The following is a 20,532-nucleotide window of genomic DNA, read 5'->3' on the forward strand; positions in this document are numbered from 1 at the left end:
TCTCGGAGGTGGGTCTGCGATACGGATGATCGCTGCATCCACGCTACCGAGGGGGACCGTCCTGATCAACGACATCCGGTCGAGTAAATTGGCGTGTCGGACTCGACTACTTGGTCAGGCGCCCCAGGGCAGAACGGATCAGACTGCCGCGGATCACTTCGAGCTGGCCGGCGATCTCGACCGCCATTTCGGCGGCCTTAGCCCGGCTCGATGCGTCTTTACGGCGGGAGAGCGGCACGAGGGCACTCTCGATCAGCCCGAGCTCGCGTTCGGCCGCGCCGCGGAATCCGCGCAGGTGACGGGGCTCGATTCCGCTGCGCTGCAGTTCGACCAGGGCCCGCAGCACGCTGAGCGCGTCGTCGCCGTAGAAGTCGGCCGGCAGGATGATCGATGCGGAAACGGCGTCGTGCAGCAGCATCGCGGAGGCCCCTGCTTCGCGCAGCAGTTCGTCGCGGTCCAGCCGGCGGGCGGTCGACAGCATCGACGGTCCCGGCGTCACCCCGCCGGGCAGGGTAGGCGAGAGGCCCGCGTCGAGGTCGGCCAGGTAGCCCCGGATGACCTTGAGGGGGAGGTAGTGATCGCGCTGCATGGAGAGGACCAGGCGCAGCCGGTCCAGGTCACCGGCGCAGAATTTGCGGTAGCCAGACTCCGTGCGCGCCGGCGCGACCAGTCTCTGTTCCTCCAGAAACCGAAGTTTGGACGGGGTCAGTTCCGGAAATTCCGGCGTGAGCCGGGCAAGCACCTGTCCGATGCTGAGCAGTGACGTCGCGCCCGGCGCTCTGGCCTGGGCTGCGGACGCGGGCACTACTCGCTCGCCTGAAGCTTGAGGTCGTGCCGCGAGGCGTAGAACGTCAGCCGGAACTTACCGACCTGGACTTCGGCGCCGTCGTGCAACAGCGCGGTGTCGATGCGGACCCCGTCGAAATACGTGCCGTTGAGGGACACCAGGTCTTTCACCTCGAACTTGGATTCGTGGCGCAGGAACTCCGCGTGCCGACGAGATACCGTGACGTCGTCGAGGAAGATGTCCGCATTGGGGTGACGGCCCACAGTGGTCACGTCCGCATCCAACAGAAAACGAGCGCCGGCGTTCGGGCCGCGCCGGACGACGAGCAGCGCCGAGCCGGAGGGCAGAGCCGCGATGGCTTCCTGTTCTTCGGCCGTGACGTCACCGTCGAGCGATGCCAGCTGGGCCGCGAATTCCTGCCCGAACGTCATCGTCGTGTCGGTATTGGAATAGTTATCGGGCGCGGCCTTGCGCTGGGGCTCATTCGTCTTTTTGGAATCGTTCACCGTACACCTCCTGGTCCTCCAGCGTATCGGATGGAACGGGCTGAATTGCCCGCGGAATGCGAATCACCCGGACGGTCTCGACGGCGTAGATTATGCCTGCCCACCAGTAAAGAAACGCTCCCCAGATGCCAAAGGCCCAGCCCACCGGGAGCGACCACCAGGACACCATGGGGAAGGCCTCTCCCAGCATGATCATCGGCAGGGCGTAGAAGAGGCAGAAGGTGGCGACCTTGCCGAGCTGGTGAACGGGCAGAGGCCCGAATCCGTAATTCGCGAGGATGACGCCGAGTCCGAGCAGGAACACGTCCCGTCCCACGATGACCAGGACGATCCACCAGGGCACCAGGTCGCGCCAGGCCAGTCCGAGGAGGGCGGCGAAGATGTACAGCCGGTCGGCGGCCGGGTCGAGCAGCTGGCCGAGCCGCGTGATCTGGCCGAACCTCCGGGCCAGGTAGCCGTCGAGGAAATCGGTGAGGCTGGCGACCATCAGCACCAGGAGCGCCCAGGCATCCTCTCCCCGTACCAACACGACCAGAAAGACCGGCACCAGCGCAAGGCGCAGCATGCTGAGCAGATTGGGCAGGGTGATCACCTTTGAGCTGACGCCGGTTCCCTCTGCCCCTGTCACAATCACCGAGTCTACCGACGCGGCGGCCGAACCGGAATGCGGCCTCGTCAGTTTCCCGACACCCGTTTTCGCCCCTTATCGGCGCGTTTCTCGGATTTATCCGACGCGTCCGGCTTCGCCTGGCCGCGGCTGCGCTCCACGCTGCGGCGAAGGGCCTCCATCAGGTCGAGCACCTCTCCCCCGCCTTCCTCGCCTTCCCGGGGTTCGCGGCCGAAGGTGAGCTCGGTGTCGACGGCTTCGCCCGCGGCGAGCTTCGCCTCGAGCAGTTCGCGGAGCTGGTCCTGGTAGTCGTCCCGGAAATCCTGCGGCGAGAACTCGGCGGCGAAGGAGTCGACCAGTGCGGCCGAGAGCTCAAGCTCCTGGGCGGAGATGCGCACCGACTCCTGGAGCATCGGGAATTCAACGGCCCGCACCTCGTCGCCCCACAGCAGCGACTGCAGCAGCAGCACGTCCCCGCGGACCCGGAGGGCACCGAGTCGGGTCTTCTGCCGCAGCGCGAACCGCACGATCGCGGTGCGGTCGGTGGCGTCGAGCGCACGCCGCAGTAGAACGTAGGCCTTGGGTGAGCCGGAGGGTTCGAGAAAATAGCTGCGCTCGAACATGATCGGGTCGAGCTGGTCGCTCGGCACGAACTCGACGACCTCGATCTCGCGGCTTCTCTCGGCCGGCAGCGTGCGCAGATCCTCGTCGGTGATGACAACCGTCTTGTCGCCGCTGTCCCAGGCTTTGTCGATGTGCGCATAGTCGACGACCCGTCCGCAGCGCTCGCACCGGCGCTGGTAACGGATGCGCCCGCCATCGGCGTCGTGCACCTGGTGCAGGGCGACGTCGTGGTCTTCGGTGGCGCTGTAAACCTTGACGGGCACATTGACCAGCCCGAAGGTGATCGCGCCCTTCCAGATCGATCTCATCACTTCAGTACACACCCGGTGCGCCGAGAGGGCTAGGCACGCTGTGGCCGCGAGAGCATGCTGGAGCCATGAACGAGCGGCCGCCCTCCCCCGACTCCCGCCAGGTCGTCACCGTCGGCGGACACCGGATCACACTCACGCATCTCGACAAGGTGCTCTACTCGGAGTCGGGGACCACGAAGGCCGACGTTCTCGGCTACTACGCGTTCATCGCCGACGTGATGATCCCGCACACCGCGAATCGCCCGGCGACCCGGAAGAGGTGGGTACACGGTGTGGGCACCCGGGACGCACCCGGACACGTGTTCTTCCAGAAGAACCTGGACCAGGCGACGCCGAGCTGGGTGAAACGCCGGTCGATCCAGCATTCGAACCACGTGAGCGAGTACCCGCTGGTCAACGACCTCGCCACGCTGACCTGGCTCGCCCAGATCTCGGCGCTGGAGATCCACGTTCCGCAGTGGCAGTTCGGCCGGGGTGGACGCCCGCGCAACCCGGACCGACTGGTGATCGACCTGGATCCCGGCGACGGGGTCACCCTCGACGAGTGCGCGGAGGTCGCCCGTCTGGCCCGGGCCATCCTGCGGGACATGGGCCTGGACCCGCTGCCGGTCACCAGCGGGTCGAAGGGCATCCACCTCTACGCACCGCTGGACCTCACGCACACCTCGGACCAGGTCTCCCAGGTCGCACACGAGCTGGCCCGCGCGCTCGAAGCCGACCATCCGGACCTCATCGTCAGCGATATGAAGAAGGCTCTTCGACCGGGGCGGGTGTTCGTGGACTGGAGCCAGAACAGCGTCCACAAGACGACCATCACTCCCTTTTCGTTGCGCGGAACGCTGCATCCGATGGTGGCCATGCCGCGCACCTGGCGGGAACTGGCCTCCCCCGGGCTCGCACAGATCGACTACAAGCAGGCGATGCACCGGGTGCAGCGTAGCGGGGACCCGCTGGCCGCGCTGCTCGAGGCACATTCCGGCCGGGGCACCACGGATGCCGGTGGTGCCGGTGACGAGACCGGTAAAGGCGCCGGGGCGGGAGCCGGTGCGCTGGCCGTCTACCTCGGCAAACGAGACGCTTCCCGCACCTCGGAGCCGATGCCGACCGGTGCGCCGGACGCATCCGCGGGTCGGTCATTCGTCATTCAGGAGCACCACGCCCGCAACCTGCACTACGACTTTCGGCTCGAGCACGACGGGGTGCTGACGTCGTGGGCGTTGCCGCGCGGGGTGCCGACCGATCCGGCGAAGAATCGGCTCGCCGTGCGCACCGAGGACCATCCGCTCGAATACGCCACGTTCGAGGGTGATATCCCGGCCGGCGAATACGGGGCCGGCACCATGAGCATCTGGGACCACGGCAGCTACGAGCTGGAGAAGTGGCGGGATGACGAGGTGATCGCCGTGCTGCACGGCGAACCGGGCGGCAGGCTCGGTGGCACGCGGCGCTTTGCCCTGATCCGCACGAAGGGCACGGACGTGGCCGACCGGAACTGGCTGATCCACCTGATGAAGACACGGCCGGCCCGGCGAGCCGGGGACGTGGGCACCGGGGCGGGCGCGACGGCCAAAACGGGCGGCCGGTCCGCACGCCGCACACGGTACGGGCCCATGCTGGCCACGCCCGGTTCCATCGCCGACCTGTCCGAGGACGACGAGTGGACCTACGAAATGAAGTGGGACGGCATCCGTGCGCTCGCCTATCTCGGAGCCGCCGGCCTAGGCCCGGACGTGCGCTTGTTCACCCGGAACGGCAACGACATCACGCACCTGTATCCCGAGCTGGTGCGCGCGTTGCCGGGAGCGGTTTCGGCCGACTTTGCGGTGCTCGACGGGGAGATCGTCGCGATGGACGCGGGCGGGCGGCCGAACTTCGGGCTGCTGCAGACGCGGCTGGGCCTGACCGGTCGCCGACAGATCGAAGCGGCCGAGGCATCCACCCCGGTGCGGTTTCTGGCTTTCGACGTGCTCGAACGTGACGGGGAGCCGCTGCTCAACCTGACGTACACGGCCCGGCGCCGCGTGCTCGAGGAGATTGTCACCGGGTCCGGTGCGGTGCAGGTGCCGCCGGTCTTCACGGGCGACTCCGCCCAGGCCGTGGCGACCAGCAGCGAGCTCGGCTTCGAGGGGATCGTCGCCAAGACCCGGGACGGGAGCTACGAGGCCGGTCGGCGGTCCCGATCGTGGATCAAGATCAAGCACCATCGCACCCAGGAGGCGGTGATCGGCGGGTGGCGACCGGGCAACGGGCGCCGAGCCGACACCGTGGGTTCCCTCTTGCTGGGGATTCCGGACGGAGACACGCTGACCTATATCGGCCGGGTCGGCACCGGGTTCCGGGACGCAGACCTCGAGGACCTGCGGGCGCGACTGGATGCCATCGCTGCGGTGGACAACCCCTTCACCGGCATCCCGCCCGCCGGCGCCCGCGATGCGCGGTGGGTGCGCCCGGTGCTGGTGGGCGAGGTGGAATTCTCCGAATGGACCGGCACGGGGCGACTGCGCCACCCGGTCTGGCGCGGCTGGCGGCCGGACAAGTCACCGGGCGAGGTGGTGCGGGTTTAATGGCGGTGCGGGTTCAGAGGCGGGCGAGCAGGGCCGGCCAGCTGGTGGCGAAGCCCGGATGCAGCGGCAGCGCGTCGACCTGGTGGCGCGGTACCCAGCGCAGCGCGATGCTCTCCTGGTCGCTGATCACGGGTTCGAAGCGCTCCGTGGCTCGCACCACGACCGTCGTGTACGACCAGAAACCGAGGTCGAGCACGGAGCTGAACTGCACGGAGACCAGCTCCGGGGGCACGCCAGCCTCTTCGCGGGCCTCCCGCAGAGCCGCCTCGAGCGCACTCTCGTGTTCGTGGCGCGCCCCGCCGGGCAGCCCCCAGGTGTCACCCTGGTGGCTCCAAAGCGCGCGGTGCTGCAGCAGCACCCCCAGCTCCTCGTGGTGCACGAGCAGGCCGGCCGCCCCGAAAAGACCCCAAAACTTGCGGCCGTCGGGCCCGTACACCCACCCGTCACCGTTTGTGCTCATGGGTCAAGCATGCGCCACGGTCCCGTGAATACGCACCGTGTTGAGTCGCGTTCGACTCGCGGCGCAGGCTATGGATGGTGGCGCACGGTAGAACGTGCGCCCGCTTCCAGAGGGTGCGCCACGACGAGCGAGCCGCGCCGGGTGGGTACCTGAGCGGGCTAGAGGGCGACGATGGCGTGCACAGGAGCGTCGCCGAGGCGCGTTCGGCCGACCAGTTCGGTCAGCTCCAGCACGACGCCGACGCCGGTCAGGCGGTAGCCGGCGCGCTCGATGAGCCGGGCGGTCGCGGCGATCGTGCCGCCGGTGGCCAGCACGTCGTCGACGACCAGCACGCGGGCACCCGGCGCGAGCTGGCCGATCTCGAGCTCGAGGCAGGCCGAGCCGTACTCGAGGTCGTACTCCTCGCTCAGCACCGATCCGGGGAGCTTGCCGCCTTTGCGCACGACGAGCACGGCGACATCCGCCGCGTAGCCGATCGCCGCGGCCAGCAGGAAGCCGCGGGCCTCAATGCCGGCCACCGCGTCGAATTCACCCTGGAACCGGCCGGCGAGCTCGTCGATCAGCGCTCGAAAAGCGGCGGCGTCGGCGAACACCGGGTTGAGGTCGCGGAAGAGGATGCCCACTTGCGGGAAATCCTGGTACGAGGCGAGAAGGGCGTTGACATGGTCTGCAGCGGGGGTGGGCACCCCACGAGTTTAAGCGTGCGGCCGACGGATGCCGTGCGGGCCTCCCGACGCCCCGCAATGGACGGTTCGGACAGGGCCCCGTGCTAGCCTCGAATTTAGCTAATCAGATTAGGTATTTTTTCCGGTATCTTGACTGAATCACCCGAAGGGATGGCTAATGCGGCCGGTCGAAGTGCTCGAAGAACTCGTGGTCCTGCTGGACGAGTCCGGCCGCGAAATCGGCACGGCCCCGAAGCTCAGTGTGCACGACACGGACACCGCGCTCCACCTCGCTTTCTCCTGCCATGTGCTCAATCCGACCGGCGAGGTTCTCGTTACCCGACGCGCCCTGTCGAAGAGGACCTGGCCGGGCGTCTGGACCAACTCCTTTTGCGGCCATCCGCTCCCGGGCGAGGAATTTCCCGCTGCCATCGAGCGGCGCGCGCTGTTCGAGCTCGGACTCTCGATTGCGAACCTGACGGTCACCCTGCCTGACTTCCGCTACCGCGCCGTCGACAGCAGCGGCATCGTCGAGAACGAGATCTGCCCCGTCTACCTGGCCCGCGCCACCGGCGAACCCGTACCCAACCCGGACGAGGTCATGGAATTTGCCTGGGTGGAGCCGGCCGCCCTGCAGCGCTCGGTGCGGGACGCCCCGTGGGCGTTCAGCCCCTGGTTGGGGCTGCAGCTCCAGGAATTGACCAGTTTCGATGCATGAAATCCAGACGCTCGGGGTAGGGACGGAGTTGCAGCGTTTTTTCGCTGCCGCCCGCCTGCGCGCCAGCGACTACGGCGAACACTATGTCGCGCTCTGGGACTCTCTTGAGCAGGCCAGCAGCGGCGGCAAGCGTGTGCGCCCCGCACTGGTGCTGGCCGCGTTCACCGGCCTCGGCGGCACCGACCTCACCCTGGCCACTCCGGTCGCGGTCAGCTTCGAACTGTTGCACACGGCCTTCGTGATCCACGACGACGTGATCGACCACGACCTCGCCCGCCGCGGCGTGGCCAACATCGCCGGGCAGTTCACCGAGCGCGCCCTCGCCCACGGAGCCGGCGACCAGGCCGGGGCGTGGGCCGCGACGGCCGCGATCCTAGCCGGCGACCTGGCGCTGAGCGAGGCCCACCGCGCCCTCGCGATGCTGCCGGTCGAGCTCGAACTGCGCGGCCGCCTGCTCGACCTGCTCGATCGAGCGGTGTTCGTCTCCGCTGCCGGGGAACTGGCGGACGTCACCAACGCCGCGTCGAAGCATCCGCTCACGGTGGCCCAGGTCATCTCCACCCTGGAGCAGAAGACGGCGGTCTACTCGTTCGAGGCTCCCCTGCAGGCCGGCGCCATCCTGGCCGGCGGCTCGGCCGAGGCGATCGACGTGCTCGGCGCCTACGGCCGCCTGATCGGCGTGGCCTTCCAGCTGACCGACGACGTCCTCGGGGTCTTCGGCAACCCGGAGAAGACCGGCAAAAGCGTGCTCACCGACCTGCGGGAAGGCAAGCAGACGACCCTGATCGCCCACGCGGGCACCACCCACGGCTGGCCAGAGATCGCCCCCTTCATCGGCAAGGCCGACCTCACCGAGGCGGAAGCGGACACCGTGCGCGGCCTGCTTCGTGACTGCGGCGCCCTGCAGGCAACGGATGAGCTGGCCACCGACCACTGCACCCGCGCCGTGGCCGCGCTCGATACGGCCGCCGTACCGGCGCCCCTGCGCGAGCTGCTCACCACCCTGGCAGGCACCGCCGTGAATCGCAGCCGATGAAACGTGACAGCCCCGACGACCACACCGGCATCGCGAAGTACAACGCCGCGGCCCGGGCCAGCTCCGCCACGGTCATCGGCCACTATTCCACCTCGTTCGGCCTCGCGGCCCGTCTCCTCGAGCCGCGCGTGCGCAGCCAGGTGCGCACCATCTACGCCCTGGTCCGGGTCGCCGATGAGATCGTGGACGGCGCCGCAAGCCAGGCCGGCGTGAACGTGGACGGCCAGCGCGACCTGCTGGACGCGCTCGAACGGGAGACCAGCCAGGCGATGGGGTCGGGCTTCAGCACCAATCTGGTCGTGCACGCCTTCGCGGCGACCGCCCGGGAAGCCGGAATCGACACCAGCCTGACCACACCCTTCTTCGCCTCGATGCGCCGGGACCTCGACCCGTTGCCGTTCGACGCGGCCGGAGTGGCCGAGTACATCTACGGTTCGGCCGAGGTGATCGGGCTGATGTGTCTGCGCTGCTTCGTGCAGGACACGCGGTGCACGACCGATGAGCTCCAGGTTCTCGAGGCCGGTGCCCGGAGCCTCGGCGCGGCCTTCCAGAAGGTCAACTTCCTGCGCGACCTCGCCGCCGACCGGGACGCCCTCGGCCGCAACTACTTTCCCGGTGTGAACCTGCTGACCATGACCGAAACACAGAAGAACGAACTCCTCGACGACATGGACGCCGACCTCGACGCGGCGGCCCGCGTGTTGCCCATGCTCCCGGTGGGGAGCCGCCGCGCGGTCACCGCTGCACACCACCTTTTCGCCCGCTTGTCGGCGAAGCTGCGAGTCACCCCCGCGCGAGAACTGATGAGCGCCCGGGTACGGGTGCCGGATCCGGAGAAAATCATGATTGCACTCACCGCGTCGTTCGGACCGGGAGCGTGGAAGCGATGAGCGCACCGATCAGGCACACCGTTGTCATCGGCGGCGGCATCGCCGGACTGGCCAGCGCCGCGCTGCTGGCCCGGGACGGCCACCAGGTCACCCTGCTCGAGGCGCAGGCCACCCTCGGCGGCCGGGCCGGCTTCTGGGACGTCGACGGCTTCCGGTTCGAGACCGGGCCGTCCTGGTACCTGATGCCGCAGGTGTTCGACCACTTCTACCGGCTGTTCGGCACATCCTCCGCGGAACAGCTCGACCTGACCCGCCTCGACCCGGGCTACCGGGTCTTCTTCGAGGGCACGACGGAGCCGGTGGACATCGCGGCCGAGCGGGCCGACAACATCCGTCTGTTCGAAAGCCTCGAACCCGGTGCGGGCGCGGCCCTCGACCGCTACCTCGTCTCGGCCAAAGAGACATATGACATGGCAGTCAAACGGTTCCTGTATACAAGCTTCGCCTCCTTCACACCCCTGCTGGTTCCGGATGTCCTGAAGCGGCTCGGTCGGTTGGCCCGACTGCTGCTGCAGCCGCTGGACAAATTCGTGGCCGGCTATGTGAAGGACCACCGTTTGCGCCAGATCCTCGGCTACCCGGCCGTGTTTCTCGGCTCCTCGCCCGACCAGACCCCGTCGATGTACCACCTGATGAGCCACCTCGACATGGCCGACGGCGTGCTCTATCCGCAGGGTGGGTTCACTCGGCTGATCGACAGCATCGCCGACATCGCGAGAGCGCAGGGCGTGACCGTGATCACCGAGGCGACCGTGACGGCGATCCACACCACCCCGGGCGCCGCGACCGCCGTCGCCGGGGTCAGCTATCGCACGGGCGACGGCACCAGTGTCACCCTCGACGCCGACACGGTCGTCTCGGCCGCCGACCTGCACCACACGGAGACCGAGCTGCTGCCGGCATCCGCGCAGACCTACCCCGAGCGCTGGTGGCAGAAGCGCGTCTCCGGTCCGGGCGCCGTGCTCGTGATGCTCGGCATCAAGGGAGACCTGCCCGAGCTGAAACATCACAGTCTGTTCTTCACCAGGGACTGGGCCGAGAACTTCGGCCGTATCTTCGGCAAGAAGACCAGCGTGCCCTCGCCGGCCTCCTTCTACGCCTGTATGCCCAGTGCCACCGACCCGGGAGTCGCCCCTGAGGGCTACACGAACATGTTCCTGCTGGTGCCGATCCCCGCCGACCCGGGCCTCGGCCACGGCGGGATCAACGGCCAAGGCTCGGCCGCGATCGAGAAGATCGCGGATGACACCGTCAGACAGCTCAGCGACTGGGCCGGCATTCCCGACCTGGCGGAGCGGATCGTGGTGCGCCGCACGGTGGGACCTGGCGACTTCGCCGACGACCTCAACTCCTGGCGCGGCGGGGCCCTCGGCCCGGCGCACACCCTGCGGCAGAGCGCATTCCTGCGCGGCTCCAACGCCTCCGCGAAGGTCGACGGTCTGTTCTACGCCGGCGGCACCACCATCCCGGGCATCGGACTTCCGATGTGCTTGATCAGCGCTGAAATTCTCCTCAAGCGGATCAACTCGGACACGAGCACGGGACCGCTCCCGGAACCGCTGCCGAACTCCGTGCGGGCGCCGCTGCCGGAAGCCCAGTGACTTCGGCAGCACAGTGAATCCGGTAGTGCTGTGACGTTCGCGTATCTGCTGACCCTGCTTCTCAGCCTGGGGGCAATGGTGCTGTTCGACCGTCGCTTCCGGCTGTTCTTCTGGCGGAACCCGGTGCGAGCGGCCATCGTGCTCGGCGCCGGGCTGGTGTACTTCCTCGTCTGGGACCTCTTCGGAATCGGCCTGGGCATCTTCTACCGGGGCGAGACGACCCTGATGACCGGTCTGCAGCTGGCCCCGGAGCTGCCCGTGGAGGAGTTCTTCTTCCTCACCTTCCTCTGCTACCTCACCATGAACGCCGTGCAGGGGGCGCGCCTGCTGCTCGCCTCCCGGGCCGAACGGGCCGGCGTCGACGAGGGGAGCGACGGGTGACCTACCTGCTCCTGAACACCGTCTTCCTTCTGCTCGCCACGGCTGTGTTCCTCGCGGCCGTGCGCCGCGGCCGGCTCTCCCGGCACAGGATCCGTGCCGCCGGGATCGCCGTGGCCACCGTGCTCGTGCTCACGGCCGTTTTCGACAGCATTATGATCGGGGTCGGACTGGTCGACTACGATCCCAGCCGCATCTTCGGATTGCGGATCGGCCTGGCCCCGATCGAAGACTTCGCCTATCCCGTTGCGGCAGCGCTCCTGCTGCCCGCGCTCTGGGCCCTGCTGGAAAGAAAACCGAATGACTGAGACTCGCACCCCGCCGCTCTGGAAGACCCGGCAGGTGCTGCTCTCGTCGCGTCCGCTGAGCTGGATCAACACGGCGTTCCCGTTTGCCGCCGCGTATGTGGTGACGACCGGCCGGGTGGACGCCCTGCTGCTGGTGGGCACCCTCTTCTTCCTCATTCCGTACAACCTGCTGATGTACGGAATCAACGACGTCTTCGACTACGAGTCCGACCTGCGCAACCCGCGCAAGGGCGGCGTCGAGGGAGCCATGCTGGACCCGGTCCTTCACCGCACGGTGCTCGTCTCCGGGATCGTGACGGCTGTGCCCATGCTGGTGGCGATGCTCGTCTTGGCCGGCGCGGAGCATCCGTGGTCATGGTTCATTCTGGCCGTGAGCCTGTTCGCGGTGGCCGCGTACTCCGTTCCGGGACTACGGTTCAAGGAGCGCCCGATCGTGGACTCGATCACCTCGAGCACCCACTTCGTCAGCCCCGCCGTCTACGGTCTCGTGGTGGCCGGCGCCGTCGCGACGCCCGGCCTGGTTGCCCTGCTCGCCGCGTTCTTCCTCTGGGGCATGGCCAGCCACGCTTTCGGCGCCGTACAGGACGTCGTGCCCGACCGGGAAGGCGGCATCGCCTCGGTCGCGACCGCGCTCGGCGCCGCGCGGACCGTGCGCCTCGCGATCGCATTCTGGGCCCTGGCCGGGCTGCTCATGCTTGTGACCGGCTGGCCCGGGCTGCTGGCCTCGGTGCTCGCGGTGCCCTACATTCTGGCGGCCTGGCCGTTCCGGTCGGTGTCGGACGAGCGGTCCGAGACCGCGAACGCCGGCTGGACGCGTTTTCTCTGGCTCAACTTCCTGACCGGATTCCTGGTGACCATGCTGCTGATCGCCTGGGTGAAGCTCGGGCCCTTCTAGGGTGCGGGCGGTTCGGGCCTGCGGGCCGTAGAGTCGAGGGATGGAGCCTCTGACCACCGCCCGTGTCGACAGCTGGGCCTGGGCCGTGCGGATGTTCAAGACCCGTTCCCAGGCCACGGCCGCCTGCCGAGCCGGTCACGTCAAGGTGAACGGCGAGCGGGCCAAGTCCGCGCAGACCGTGCGGATCGGCGACGAGGTGCGGGTGCGCATCAGCGGTTTCGACCGCATCCTGGTCGTGTCGAAGATCATGGTCAAACGGGTCAGCGCGCCAGTCGCGGCGGAGTGCTTCGTCGACCAGACTCCCCCGCCGCCCCCGCGCGAGGAGGTGGCGCTCCTCCCGATGCGGGACCGCGGCGCCGGCCGTCCCACCAAGCGCGAACGCCGCGAGATCGACAAGCTTCGGGCGCCCGAGGTGCTGCCGCCGGGCCCCGACGACGAGTAGCAGCGTCCCGGCTCAGTCGTGGGTCAGGCCCGGCCGAGCTCGCGTGTCGCAGGATGTGCCACATCACCGCCCGTGCAGCCGGGCGGTGCGGTTCGGACATTCACCCCTCGTTCTGGCTCTCCGCCGAAACGACGGTGGAATCGCAGCCAGACGGGCGCGGCCAGGGTGGCGGCCTACCTGCCGTTCATGCCGCGCACGGCCGGGCCCGGCGGGGTGGAGGCCAAGCAGAGGTAGAGCCAAGGAACCGGCGTCTTCCCGGATGCCGTCGACGATGCTCAGCTTCTCCGTGCGCTGGGCGCCGCCGGGCCGGCTCTCCCGCTCGGTGACGTGCACGCTCAGCCCGGTCCGGGCCAGGACGAGCGCCGCCTCCGGCCCGTTGGGCCCGGCTCCAACCACGTCGACGTCAGGCACGGGACCTCCAGGCCAGGGTGATGGGGGCCACGAGCAGGCCGACCTCCGAGCGCACCCACCAGTCTCGGGTCTCTCGGCGTTCGTCCGGAGTGGAGTAGCGGTAGCGGTAGACCCGGGCGCGCACGTAGCGGGGCGGGGCCTGCGGGAACGGGTTGACCCGCACCATCCGCAGCGTGGGTCGGTCGCCCTCGAGGAGGCGGGCCAGGAACATCTCGAACCAGCGGGTGCCCGGGTCGCCGAGCGCCAGGAACCACATCAGCCAGTCCAGGCGCAGGTGGTACGGCGCGAACTGGCGGGGCCGGTGCTCGGGGTCGCCGGGCTTGCCGCGGAACTCGTAAGCGCGCCAGCCCGTCTCGTCGGTCGGGTCGGCGGCGTCGCTGCCCTCGACGACCACCTCGTGGCGCTGCCGGGTGACCGTGCCGAACGCACCGTAGGCGTTCACCAGGTGGTACCGGTTGAAGCTCGCATTCATCAGTTGCCGGCGGGCGACCAGGTTGCGAAGCGGCCAGTAGCTGAGCACCAGGAGCAGGGCGGTGGCCAGGCTGACCACGATCACGAACCAGAGCGGGCCATCCGGTGCGGCCTCCCCGGCCGGCAGCCACGGCAGCACCGCACGCAGCGTGGCGTCGTCGACGGCAGAGAAGGCCAGCACGATGGTGATCCAGTTCAGCCAGGCGAAGTTGCCGGTGAGCACCAGCCAGAACTGGCTCAGGATCACGATCAGGGCCGCGACGGATGCGACGGGCTGGGGCGCAAAGAGGAAGAACGGCACGACCAACTGCGCGAAGTGGTTGCCGATCACCTCCCCGCGGTGGAACCACGGGGGCAGGTGGTGTGCGAACCAACTGAGCGGGTTCGGCATCGGCTGCGTTTCATGGTGGTAATAGAGGGCGGTCAGGTCTCGCCACTCCCGGCCGCCGCGGATCTTAATCAGGCCGGCGCCGAATTCCAGCCGGAAGAGCAGCCAGCGGCAGAACAGGATCACGAAGAGCGGAGGGGCCACCTGCTCGGAGCCGAGGAAGGCCACCACGAAACCGCCCTCCAGCAGCAGACTCTCCCAGCCGAACGAGTAGAAGGATTGGCCGACGTTGACGATCGACAGGTAGCCCACGAAGAGCAGGAGGAAAGCGACCATCGGCAGCCAGGGCGGCCCGAGCTGCGGCAGGCCGGCCACGAGCGTGGCCGCCACGGCGGCGCCGGACCAGGCGAGGGAACGCAGCATCCGGTCGGAGTAATGCCAGTGGAAAATACTCGGCGACTCGCTGAACCTCACGCGGGCCACAAAACGGGCCACCGGGAGCAGGCCATGGTCGCCGAGCAGCGCGGGGAATTGGTTGACGGCCGAAACGAAGGCGATCAGGTAGCAGGCAGCCACCCCGCGCTGCAGCACCTGCCGCGCGATCTCGTATTCTCCGGCCCCGAACCAGTCCATTTGAGCACAATCTAGGCCTTCCCCGGCCTGGGTTCAATCGGACCGGCTGTAATCGGAGCCGCCCCCTTGACGGGGGGAACTAAACCGCTATAGCCTTTCTAAACCGGTTCAGGTTGGGTCGGCTGTCAATGAGGAGGCCCAGAAACGTGCCTGCGAATATTCGTGCCACCACCACCGTGAAGCCCACCGCTCAGTCCGCCGCGAAGTCGGTCGCGAACCCCCCAAAGGTCACCATCGAGGTGGTCGCCAAGCGGGCCGGCGTCAGCAAGGGCCTCGTCTCCTTCGCCCTCAACAACCGGCCCGGCGTCGCCCCCGAGACCCGGGTGCGCATCCTTCACGTCGCCAAGGAGCTGGGCTGGAAGCCGTCCCTCCGCGCCCGGTCGCTCTCCACGCAGCGGTCCTACGCGCTCGGCCTCGTGATCGCCCGCAACCCGGACGTGCTTGCCTCCGACCCGTTCTTCCCCTCCTTCATCGCGGGCGTCGAGAGCATCCTTGCCCCGGAGGGTCGCGCCCTCGTGCTCAGCGTCGTTCCCGACGAGGAGACCGAGTTGAAGACCTACCGCTCACTCGTGGCCGACGGGCGCGTCGACGGGGTCTTTCTCAGCGACCTCCGCCACGGCGACCCGCGCATCCCGCTCCTCGCCGAGCTTGGTCTGCCGGCGGTCACGCTCGGACGCCCCGACGGGCCCAGCCCCTTCCCTGCGGTGACCGTGGACGACACACCTGGTGTGATGGCATCCGTCGCTCACCTCGCCACCCTCGGCCACCGCCGCATCGCGCACGTCGCGGGCAGCTCGACGCTGCTGCACGGCAGCCGCCGGCGCGCGGCCTTCGCCGCCGCCCTGCGCGAGGCGGGCCTGCCGGAGGGGCAGACCGTCGAGACCGATTTCTCCGTGGGCGCCGGGTCAGATGCCACTCGGCGCCTCCTGACCCAGGACACGCCCCCGACTGCGATCGTCTATGCCAACGACCCGATGGCCATCGCCGGTCTCGGCATGGCGCACGAGCTGGGCGTGCGGGTCCCCGACGACCTCTCGATCACGGGCTACGACGACATCGACTTCTGCCGTTACGTGTACCCGCCCCTGACCACCGTCAGCGCAGCACCGATGGCGTGGGGCCGCGCGGCGGCGAGCACGCTTTTGGCCCTGATGGAGAACGGCTCGGCGGACGACGTGGACCTCCCGGCGGCCCGGCTCGTGGTGCGCGGGTCGACCGCCCCGCCCCACGGCTGACCCACAGCGCTGACACATGTTTACCGCAGCAAGGCTGCTGCGGGTTTTGAGAAATGGAGCACCACATGCACAGCAATGGAATGGCCAGGCGGATTCTCACCGTTACGGCGGCATCCGCCACAGTGGCCTTGGCACTAAGCGCTTGCGCGTCCGGGGGGACGACGGGTGACGCGGCCACCAACCGCGGGCCGATCACGATCTGGTACTCGAACAACGAAACCGAGATCGCCTGGGGCAAGCAGATGGTGGAGGCCTGGAACGCCGAGAACCCGGACGAAAAGGTGAAGGCGCAGGAAATCCCGGCCGGTAAGAGCAGCGAGGAGGTCATCGGTGCCGCCATCACGGCCGGCAACGCCCCCTGCCTCGTATTCAACACGGCCCCGGTCGCGGTGCCGCAGTTCGAGAAGCAGGGTGGTCTCGTCGACCTCTCCAGCTTCGAGGACGGCGCCGCCTACATCGAGGCACGCAGCGGCGACACGGCCGAGCAGTACCAGGGCGCCGACGCGAAGTACTTCCAGATGCCGTGGAAGTCCAACCCCGTCATGATCTTCTACAACAAGGACATGTTCACCGCCGCCGGACTCGACGCCGAGAACCCCCAGTTGGCCACTTACGACGAATTCCTCGCCACCTCGCGCACCCTCGTCGAGAGCGGCGCCGCGCCGAACGCCATCTACCCGGCCCCGACCAGCCAGTTCTTCCAGAGCTGGTTCGACTTCTACCCGCTCTACGCCGCCGAAACCGGTGGCACGCAGTTGATCGAAGACGGTGAGGCCACCTTCAACGACGAGGACGGCGCGAAGGTCGCGGAGTTCTGGAAGACCCTGTACGCCGAGGGTCTCGCCGGCAAAGAGCAGTACCAGGGCGACTCGTTCGCCGATGGCCAGGCCGCGATGTCCATCGTCGGCCCGTGGGCCGTGTCGGTGTACAAGGACGCCGTGAACTGGGGTGCGGTTCCCGTTCCCACCAGCGAGGGCACTCCGGCCGAGGAAACCTACACGTTCAGTGACGCGAAGAACGTCGGAATGTTCACGGCCTGCGAGAACCAGGCCACCGCCTGGGATGTGCTGAAATTCGCCACCAGCGAGGACCAGGACGGACAGCTTCTCGAGCTGACCGGCCAGATGCCGCTCCGCGAGGACCTCCCAACGGTGTATCCGGAGTACTTCGCGGCCAACCCGGCCTACGAGCAGTTCGGCGACCAGGCATCCCGCATGGTCGAGGTTCCCAACGTCTCCAGCTCGGTCGCCGCCTGGCAGGCCTTCCGCGACGCGTACACGAAGTCGGTCATCACCGGCGAGGGTGAGATCCCCGCCGCCCTCGACTCCGCCGCCGAGAAGATCAAAACCCTGATCTCCAAGCCGTAACGGATGTCCCAGTCAACCGCGAGTCGGACCGTCGCCGGGAGGAGCGCAACTCCTCCCGGCGGGGGCCCCCGCCGGCGCAAACACCCCCTTCTGGGCAAGAACCCATTCGGGCTCCTGCTCAGCGCCCCCTACCTCATCTTCGTTCTGGCCGTCTTCGCCTACCCGCTGGTCTTCGCCTTCTGGATGTCGTTTCACGACTACTTCTTCGCAGCACCCGGCGCCGATGTGGACCGGCCATTCGTCGGCCTGGACAATTTTCGGGAAGTGCTGGCCGACCCGGCCATCATCCGTTCCTTCGGCAACGTGGGAGTCTTCCTGCTGATCAACGTGCCGTTGACGGTCATCCTCTCGCTCATGCTCGCCACCGCCCTGAACAAGGCCGTGCGGTTCCGCACCTTCCTGCGCGTTGCCTACTACGTGCCCTATGTGACCGCGAGCGTCGCCGTCGTCGGCGTCTGGATCTTCCTGTTCAGCGGCAACGGCCTCGTGAACCAGATTCTCGGGCCGCTCGCGCCCGATCCGGCGTGGCTGATCAACGAGGACTGGGCCATGCCCACCATCGCGATCTTCGTGACCTGGAAGGGCCTCGGATTCTTCATTCTGCTCTACCTGGCCGCCCTGCAGAACGTGTCGGAGGAACTGTACGAGGCTGCTTCAACGGATGGCGCGGGCAGGATCCGAAGTTTCTTCTCGGTCACCGTGCCGGGCGTACGCCCGGCGACTGTGCTCGTGCTGCTGCTCTCGACGGTCACCGGCGCCAACCTCTTCACGGAGCCGTACCTGCTCACCGGCGGCGGCGGCCCGAACGGGGCATCCTCGTCACCCGTGCTGATGATGTACCAGCGCGGGATCGAACAGGGGTCGCCCGACACGGCGGCCGCGATCGGCGTCATCCTCGTGATCGGAGTTCTCATCCTCGCGTTCATCCAGCGCAAGCTTGCAGGCGGTGACGAATCATGAGCCGCGGGCAGAACATCCTGCGGGGTGTGGTGCTCACGGTCGGGGCGCTTGTGTTCCTGTTCCCCTTCTACTACATGGTCATCGGCTCGCTCCAGAAGGAACCGGACCCGACTGTCGCCGGCGCGTTCCCGAACCCCGCCAACCTGACGCTCGACAACTACGGTGACATCAACAGCCGGATCAACCTGCTGCAGGGGCTGCTCAACTCGGGGATCTTCACGGGTGGCGTCATTCTCTTCACCGTGGTTTTCGGTGTTCTAGTGGGCTATGCCCTCGCCCAGCTGCAGTGGCGCGGACGCGGTGTCACCTTCGCTCTCGCACTGCTCGTGCAGGTCGTGCCGTTCCAGCTGCTGATGATCCCGCTCTACGTGATGATCGCCCGGGACTACGGACTGGCCGACAACTATCTGGGCATGATCCTGCCGTTCGCCATCAACTCGACTGCCGTGATCATCTTCCGGCAGTACTTCCTGCAGATTCCGAAGGATCTGTTCGATGCCGCCCGCATCGACGGCGCCGGCGAACTGCGGATCCTGCGGCGGATCGCCCTGCCTCTGGTGCGGCCGGCCCTGCTGACCGTCGTGCTGCTGACCTTCATCGGACCGTGGAACGAATTCCTCTGGCCGTTCCTGATCACCAAGGAAGCGTCCCTCCAGCCTCTCGCCGTGTCACTCGCCAACTACCTGAGCAATATCGCCGCCACAGCGGCGAACCCGTTCGGGGCGGTTCTCGCCGGGGCCTGCGTCCTGGCCGCCCCTGCTGTGATCCTGTTCCTCCTCTTCCAACGGCACTTCGTGTCGAACAATATCGGCTCCGGCGTGAAAGGTTAGAAATGCCCAACCCCACTGAATTCCCCTACACCCTGACCCGAATGGGCGTCATCATGACGCCCGAAGCGGGCAACGACCTCGAGGCCGAGGGGGTGCTGAACCCCGGCACGGGGCACTCTGCCGACGGAACTCTGTATCTGCTCCCCCGACTGGTCGCCACCGGAAACGTCTCCCGCGTCGGACTCGCAAAGGTCATCATCACCGACGGCGTACCCACGGGCGTCGAACGCGAGGGTGTCGTTCTTGCACCGGACCGCGGCTGGGAGCGCGGCGCGAACAACGCCGGAGTGGAAGATCCCAGGATCACCTTCGTTCCCCGGCTCGGCCTACACGTGATGACCTACGTCGCCTACGGCCCCCTCGGCCCGCGCACGGCCGTGGCCGTGTCCTCGGACCTGCGCGAGTGGCGCCGGCTCGGTCCGGCGCTGTTCGCCTTCGACGACACGCTGGACATGGACCTGAACCTGTTCCACAACAAGGACACCGTGTTCTTCCCGGAGCCGGTCGCCGGCCCGAATGGAGTCGAGTGCTTCGCCGTGCTGCACCGCCCGATGTGGGATCTGGGCGAGGTCAAGCCGGGTGAGGGCATCCGTGTTCCCGCCGGCGTCACCGACACCCGGCAGAGCATCTGGATCAGCTATCTGCCGGTCGCGGATGTGCTCGCCGACATCACGAAGCTCACCTTCTGGAGCGGCCACCGTTTCCTGGCCGGGCCGGAGTTCGCGTTCGAAGAGCTGAAGATCGGCGGCGGCCCTGCCCCGTTGCGGGTGCCGGAGGGCTGGCTGCTGATGCACCACGGCGTCACCGGAACCATCGACGGCGCGTTCTCGCAGCAGCAGAAGGTGAACTACTCGGCCGGAGCGATGATTCTCGACGCGGACGACCCGACCATCGTGCTGAAGCGCACGTCGGAGCCGCTGCTCAAGGCGGAGACGCCCGATGAGATCAGCGGCATCGTGCCGAACGTGGTGTTTCCGACCGCGATCGAGGAGATCGCGGGGCAGCTGTTCGTGTTCTACGGCATGGCCGACTCGAAGATCGGCGTGGCGCGCCTGGATCGCGTGGGCTCGTAGGGGCTCAGGTGCTGGTGCGCTTGAGCGCTTGAGCGCTTGAGCGCTTGAGCGCTTGAGCGCTTGAGCGCTTGAGCGCTTGAGCGCTTGTCGGTTGGTGGCGGTCTCGCCGGGGCTCATCCCCGGGAGGCCGCCTTCGGCTTTCGTGGCGCAGGGTCTGGAAGCAGGCTCACCGCTGACGCTGCAAACGATCATCGGTGGCGCCGCGCGGCCAAACAGCCGCGCGCCTGAACAAAGATACGAAACTCGCATTTACAGAAGGTGAGTGACACTCGACTACGTGTGCTCCTTAAGGTATCCTCATAACATGACGAACCTCGCGGATGACCTCAGGCGGGCGGCCGACGCTGTCGCCCTGCTGGGCTCCTCGAGCGCCGACCTCGCGGCTCTTCCCGACGCCGAGGCTTTGGCCGGCCAGAAGCGGATCGCCTGCGC

The 20,532-nt window shown here is 67.8% G+C and carries 22 protein-coding genes; 14 read left to right on the top strand and 8 right to left on the bottom strand.

Annotated elements, in window-relative coordinates; genetic code table 11:
- Positions 1-106 precede the first annotated feature (106 nt).
- From E3T40_RS07750 to E3T40_RS07765, 4 genes are read right to left on the bottom strand one after another with little or no spacing between them, the layout of a single operon-like run.
- The gene (locus E3T40_RS07750) at positions 107-805 is read right to left on the bottom strand and encodes a MerR family transcriptional regulator (protein ID WP_104171280.1); all 699 of its coding nucleotides are present in this window, start codon (positions 803-805) and stop codon (positions 107-109) included.
- Positions 805-1,218, bottom strand: a complete 414-nt coding sequence (locus E3T40_RS07755; protein WP_104099541.1) for an FHA domain-containing protein — start codon at positions 1,216-1,218, stop codon at positions 805-807. The genes E3T40_RS07750 and E3T40_RS07755 overlap by 1 nt, the downstream gene beginning before the upstream one ends.
- A gap of 49 nt (positions 1,219-1,267) precedes the next feature.
- Complete coding sequence (locus E3T40_RS07760; RefSeq protein WP_255408694.1) at positions 1,268-1,921, bottom strand: CDP-alcohol phosphatidyltransferase family protein; 654 nt, start codon at positions 1,919-1,921, stop codon at positions 1,268-1,270.
- A 47-nt stretch (positions 1,922-1,968) separates the two neighbouring features.
- Positions 1,969-2,832, bottom strand: coding sequence for a Ku protein (locus tag E3T40_RS07765; protein ID WP_104171281.1), 864 nt, complete (start codon positions 2,830-2,832; stop codon positions 1,969-1,971).
- Positions 2,833-2,900: 68 nt separating this feature from the next.
- Between E3T40_RS07765 and E3T40_RS07770 the strand changes: the two genes are divergently transcribed.
- Positions 2,901-5,399 carry an ATP-dependent DNA ligase gene (locus E3T40_RS07770; RefSeq protein WP_134543061.1) on the top strand — a complete coding sequence of 833 codons (2,499 nt, stop codon included), beginning with the start codon at positions 2,901-2,903 and terminating at the stop codon, positions 5,397-5,399.
- Positions 5,400-5,412: 13 nt separating this feature from the next.
- Here E3T40_RS07770 and E3T40_RS07775 read toward each other — a convergent pair whose 3' ends face one another.
- Positions 5,413-5,859, bottom strand: coding sequence for an NUDIX hydrolase (locus E3T40_RS07775; RefSeq protein WP_104194808.1), 447 nt, complete (start codon positions 5,857-5,859; stop codon positions 5,413-5,415).
- A gap of 158 nt (positions 5,860-6,017) precedes the next feature.
- The gene (locus E3T40_RS07780) at positions 6,018-6,545 is read right to left on the bottom strand and encodes an adenine phosphoribosyltransferase (RefSeq protein ID WP_104171284.1); all 528 of its coding nucleotides are present in this window, start codon (positions 6,543-6,545) and stop codon (positions 6,018-6,020) included.
- Positions 6,546-6,702: 157 nt separating this feature from the next.
- Here E3T40_RS07780 and idi point away from each other — a divergent pair, with 157 nt between their 5' ends.
- From idi to E3T40_RS07820, 8 genes are read left to right on the top strand one after another with little or no spacing between them, the layout of a single operon-like run.
- On the top strand, positions 6,703-7,242 hold the full coding sequence (gene idi / locus E3T40_RS07785) for an isopentenyl-diphosphate Delta-isomerase (RefSeq protein ID WP_134543062.1): 540 nt from the start codon (positions 6,703-6,705) through the stop codon (positions 7,240-7,242).
- Positions 7,235-8,278, top strand: coding sequence for a polyprenyl synthetase family protein (locus E3T40_RS07790; RefSeq protein ID WP_134543063.1), 1,044 nt, complete (start codon positions 7,235-7,237; stop codon positions 8,276-8,278). The genes idi and E3T40_RS07790 overlap by 8 nt, the downstream gene beginning before the upstream one ends.
- Entirely contained in the window at positions 8,275-9,168 is an 894-nt protein-coding gene (locus tag E3T40_RS07795) for a squalene/phytoene synthase family protein (RefSeq protein WP_104171286.1), read from the top strand. Before E3T40_RS07790 ends, E3T40_RS07795 begins: the two co-directional genes overlap by 4 nt.
- Positions 9,165-10,769, top strand: coding sequence for a phytoene desaturase family protein (gene crtI / locus E3T40_RS07800; RefSeq protein WP_134543064.1), 1,605 nt, complete (start codon positions 9,165-9,167; stop codon positions 10,767-10,769). The genes E3T40_RS07795 and crtI overlap by 4 nt, the downstream gene beginning before the upstream one ends.
- 30 nt (positions 10,770-10,799) lie before the next feature.
- On the top strand, positions 10,800-11,150 hold the full coding sequence (locus E3T40_RS07805) for a lycopene cyclase domain-containing protein (RefSeq protein WP_134543065.1): 351 nt from the start codon (positions 10,800-10,802) through the stop codon (positions 11,148-11,150).
- Positions 11,147-11,455 carry a lycopene cyclase domain-containing protein gene (locus E3T40_RS07810; protein WP_134543066.1) on the top strand — a complete coding sequence of 103 codons (309 nt, stop codon included), beginning with the start codon at positions 11,147-11,149 and terminating at the stop codon, positions 11,453-11,455. Before E3T40_RS07805 ends, E3T40_RS07810 begins: the two co-directional genes overlap by 4 nt.
- Entirely contained in the window at positions 11,448-12,350 is a 903-nt protein-coding gene (locus tag E3T40_RS07815) for a prenyltransferase (RefSeq protein WP_134543067.1), read from the top strand. The genes E3T40_RS07810 and E3T40_RS07815 overlap by 8 nt, the downstream gene beginning before the upstream one ends.
- Before the next feature lie 40 nt (positions 12,351-12,390).
- Positions 12,391-12,792, top strand: coding sequence for an RNA-binding S4 domain-containing protein (locus E3T40_RS07820; RefSeq protein ID WP_134543068.1), 402 nt, complete (start codon positions 12,391-12,393; stop codon positions 12,790-12,792).
- Between the two features lie 63 nt (positions 12,793-12,855).
- Here the strand turns inward: E3T40_RS07820 and E3T40_RS17310 are convergent, their stop codons facing one another.
- Positions 12,856-13,203 carry an NAD(P)-binding protein gene (locus E3T40_RS17310; protein WP_104171290.1) on the bottom strand — a complete coding sequence of 116 codons (348 nt, stop codon included), beginning with the start codon at positions 13,201-13,203 and terminating at the stop codon, positions 12,856-12,858.
- Positions 13,196-14,635: a lipase maturation factor family protein gene (locus E3T40_RS07830; RefSeq protein WP_134543069.1), complete on the bottom strand. Its 1,440-nt coding sequence runs from the start codon at positions 14,633-14,635 to the stop codon at positions 13,196-13,198. The genes E3T40_RS17310 and E3T40_RS07830 overlap by 8 nt, the downstream gene beginning before the upstream one ends.
- 146 nt (positions 14,636-14,781) lie before the next feature.
- On the opposite strand from E3T40_RS07830, the gene E3T40_RS07835 reads away from it, so the two are divergent.
- The 5 genes from E3T40_RS07835 to E3T40_RS07855 all read left to right on the top strand — a co-directional run bounded on the left by E3T40_RS07835 (position 14,782) and on the right by E3T40_RS07855 (position 20,100).
- Complete coding sequence (locus E3T40_RS07835; RefSeq protein ID WP_241981708.1) at positions 14,782-15,870, top strand: LacI family DNA-binding transcriptional regulator; 1,089 nt, start codon at positions 14,782-14,784, stop codon at positions 15,868-15,870.
- Between the two features lie 80 nt (positions 15,871-15,950).
- On the top strand, positions 15,951-17,237 hold the full coding sequence (locus E3T40_RS07840; protein WP_104171345.1) for an extracellular solute-binding protein: 1,287 nt from the start codon (positions 15,951-15,953) through the stop codon (positions 17,235-17,237).
- Between the two features lie 3 nt (positions 17,238-17,240).
- Complete coding sequence (locus E3T40_RS07845) at positions 17,241-18,197, top strand: carbohydrate ABC transporter permease (protein WP_134543071.1); 957 nt, start codon at positions 17,241-17,243, stop codon at positions 18,195-18,197.
- Positions 18,194-19,027, top strand: coding sequence for a carbohydrate ABC transporter permease (locus E3T40_RS07850; protein WP_104099316.1), 834 nt, complete (start codon positions 18,194-18,196; stop codon positions 19,025-19,027). The genes E3T40_RS07845 and E3T40_RS07850 overlap by 4 nt, the downstream gene beginning before the upstream one ends.
- A gap of 2 nt (positions 19,028-19,029) precedes the next feature.
- Complete coding sequence (locus E3T40_RS07855; protein ID WP_134400869.1) at positions 19,030-20,100, top strand: glycosidase; 1,071 nt, start codon at positions 19,030-19,032, stop codon at positions 20,098-20,100.
- Positions 20,101-20,532 lie beyond the last annotated feature (432 nt).

Origin of the sequence: Cryobacterium sp. TMT1-19 (genome assembly GCF_004403055.1) — a bacterium.
GTDB classification, from domain to species: domain Bacteria; phylum Actinomycetota; class Actinomycetes; order Actinomycetales; family Microbacteriaceae; genus Cryobacterium; species Cryobacterium sandaracinum.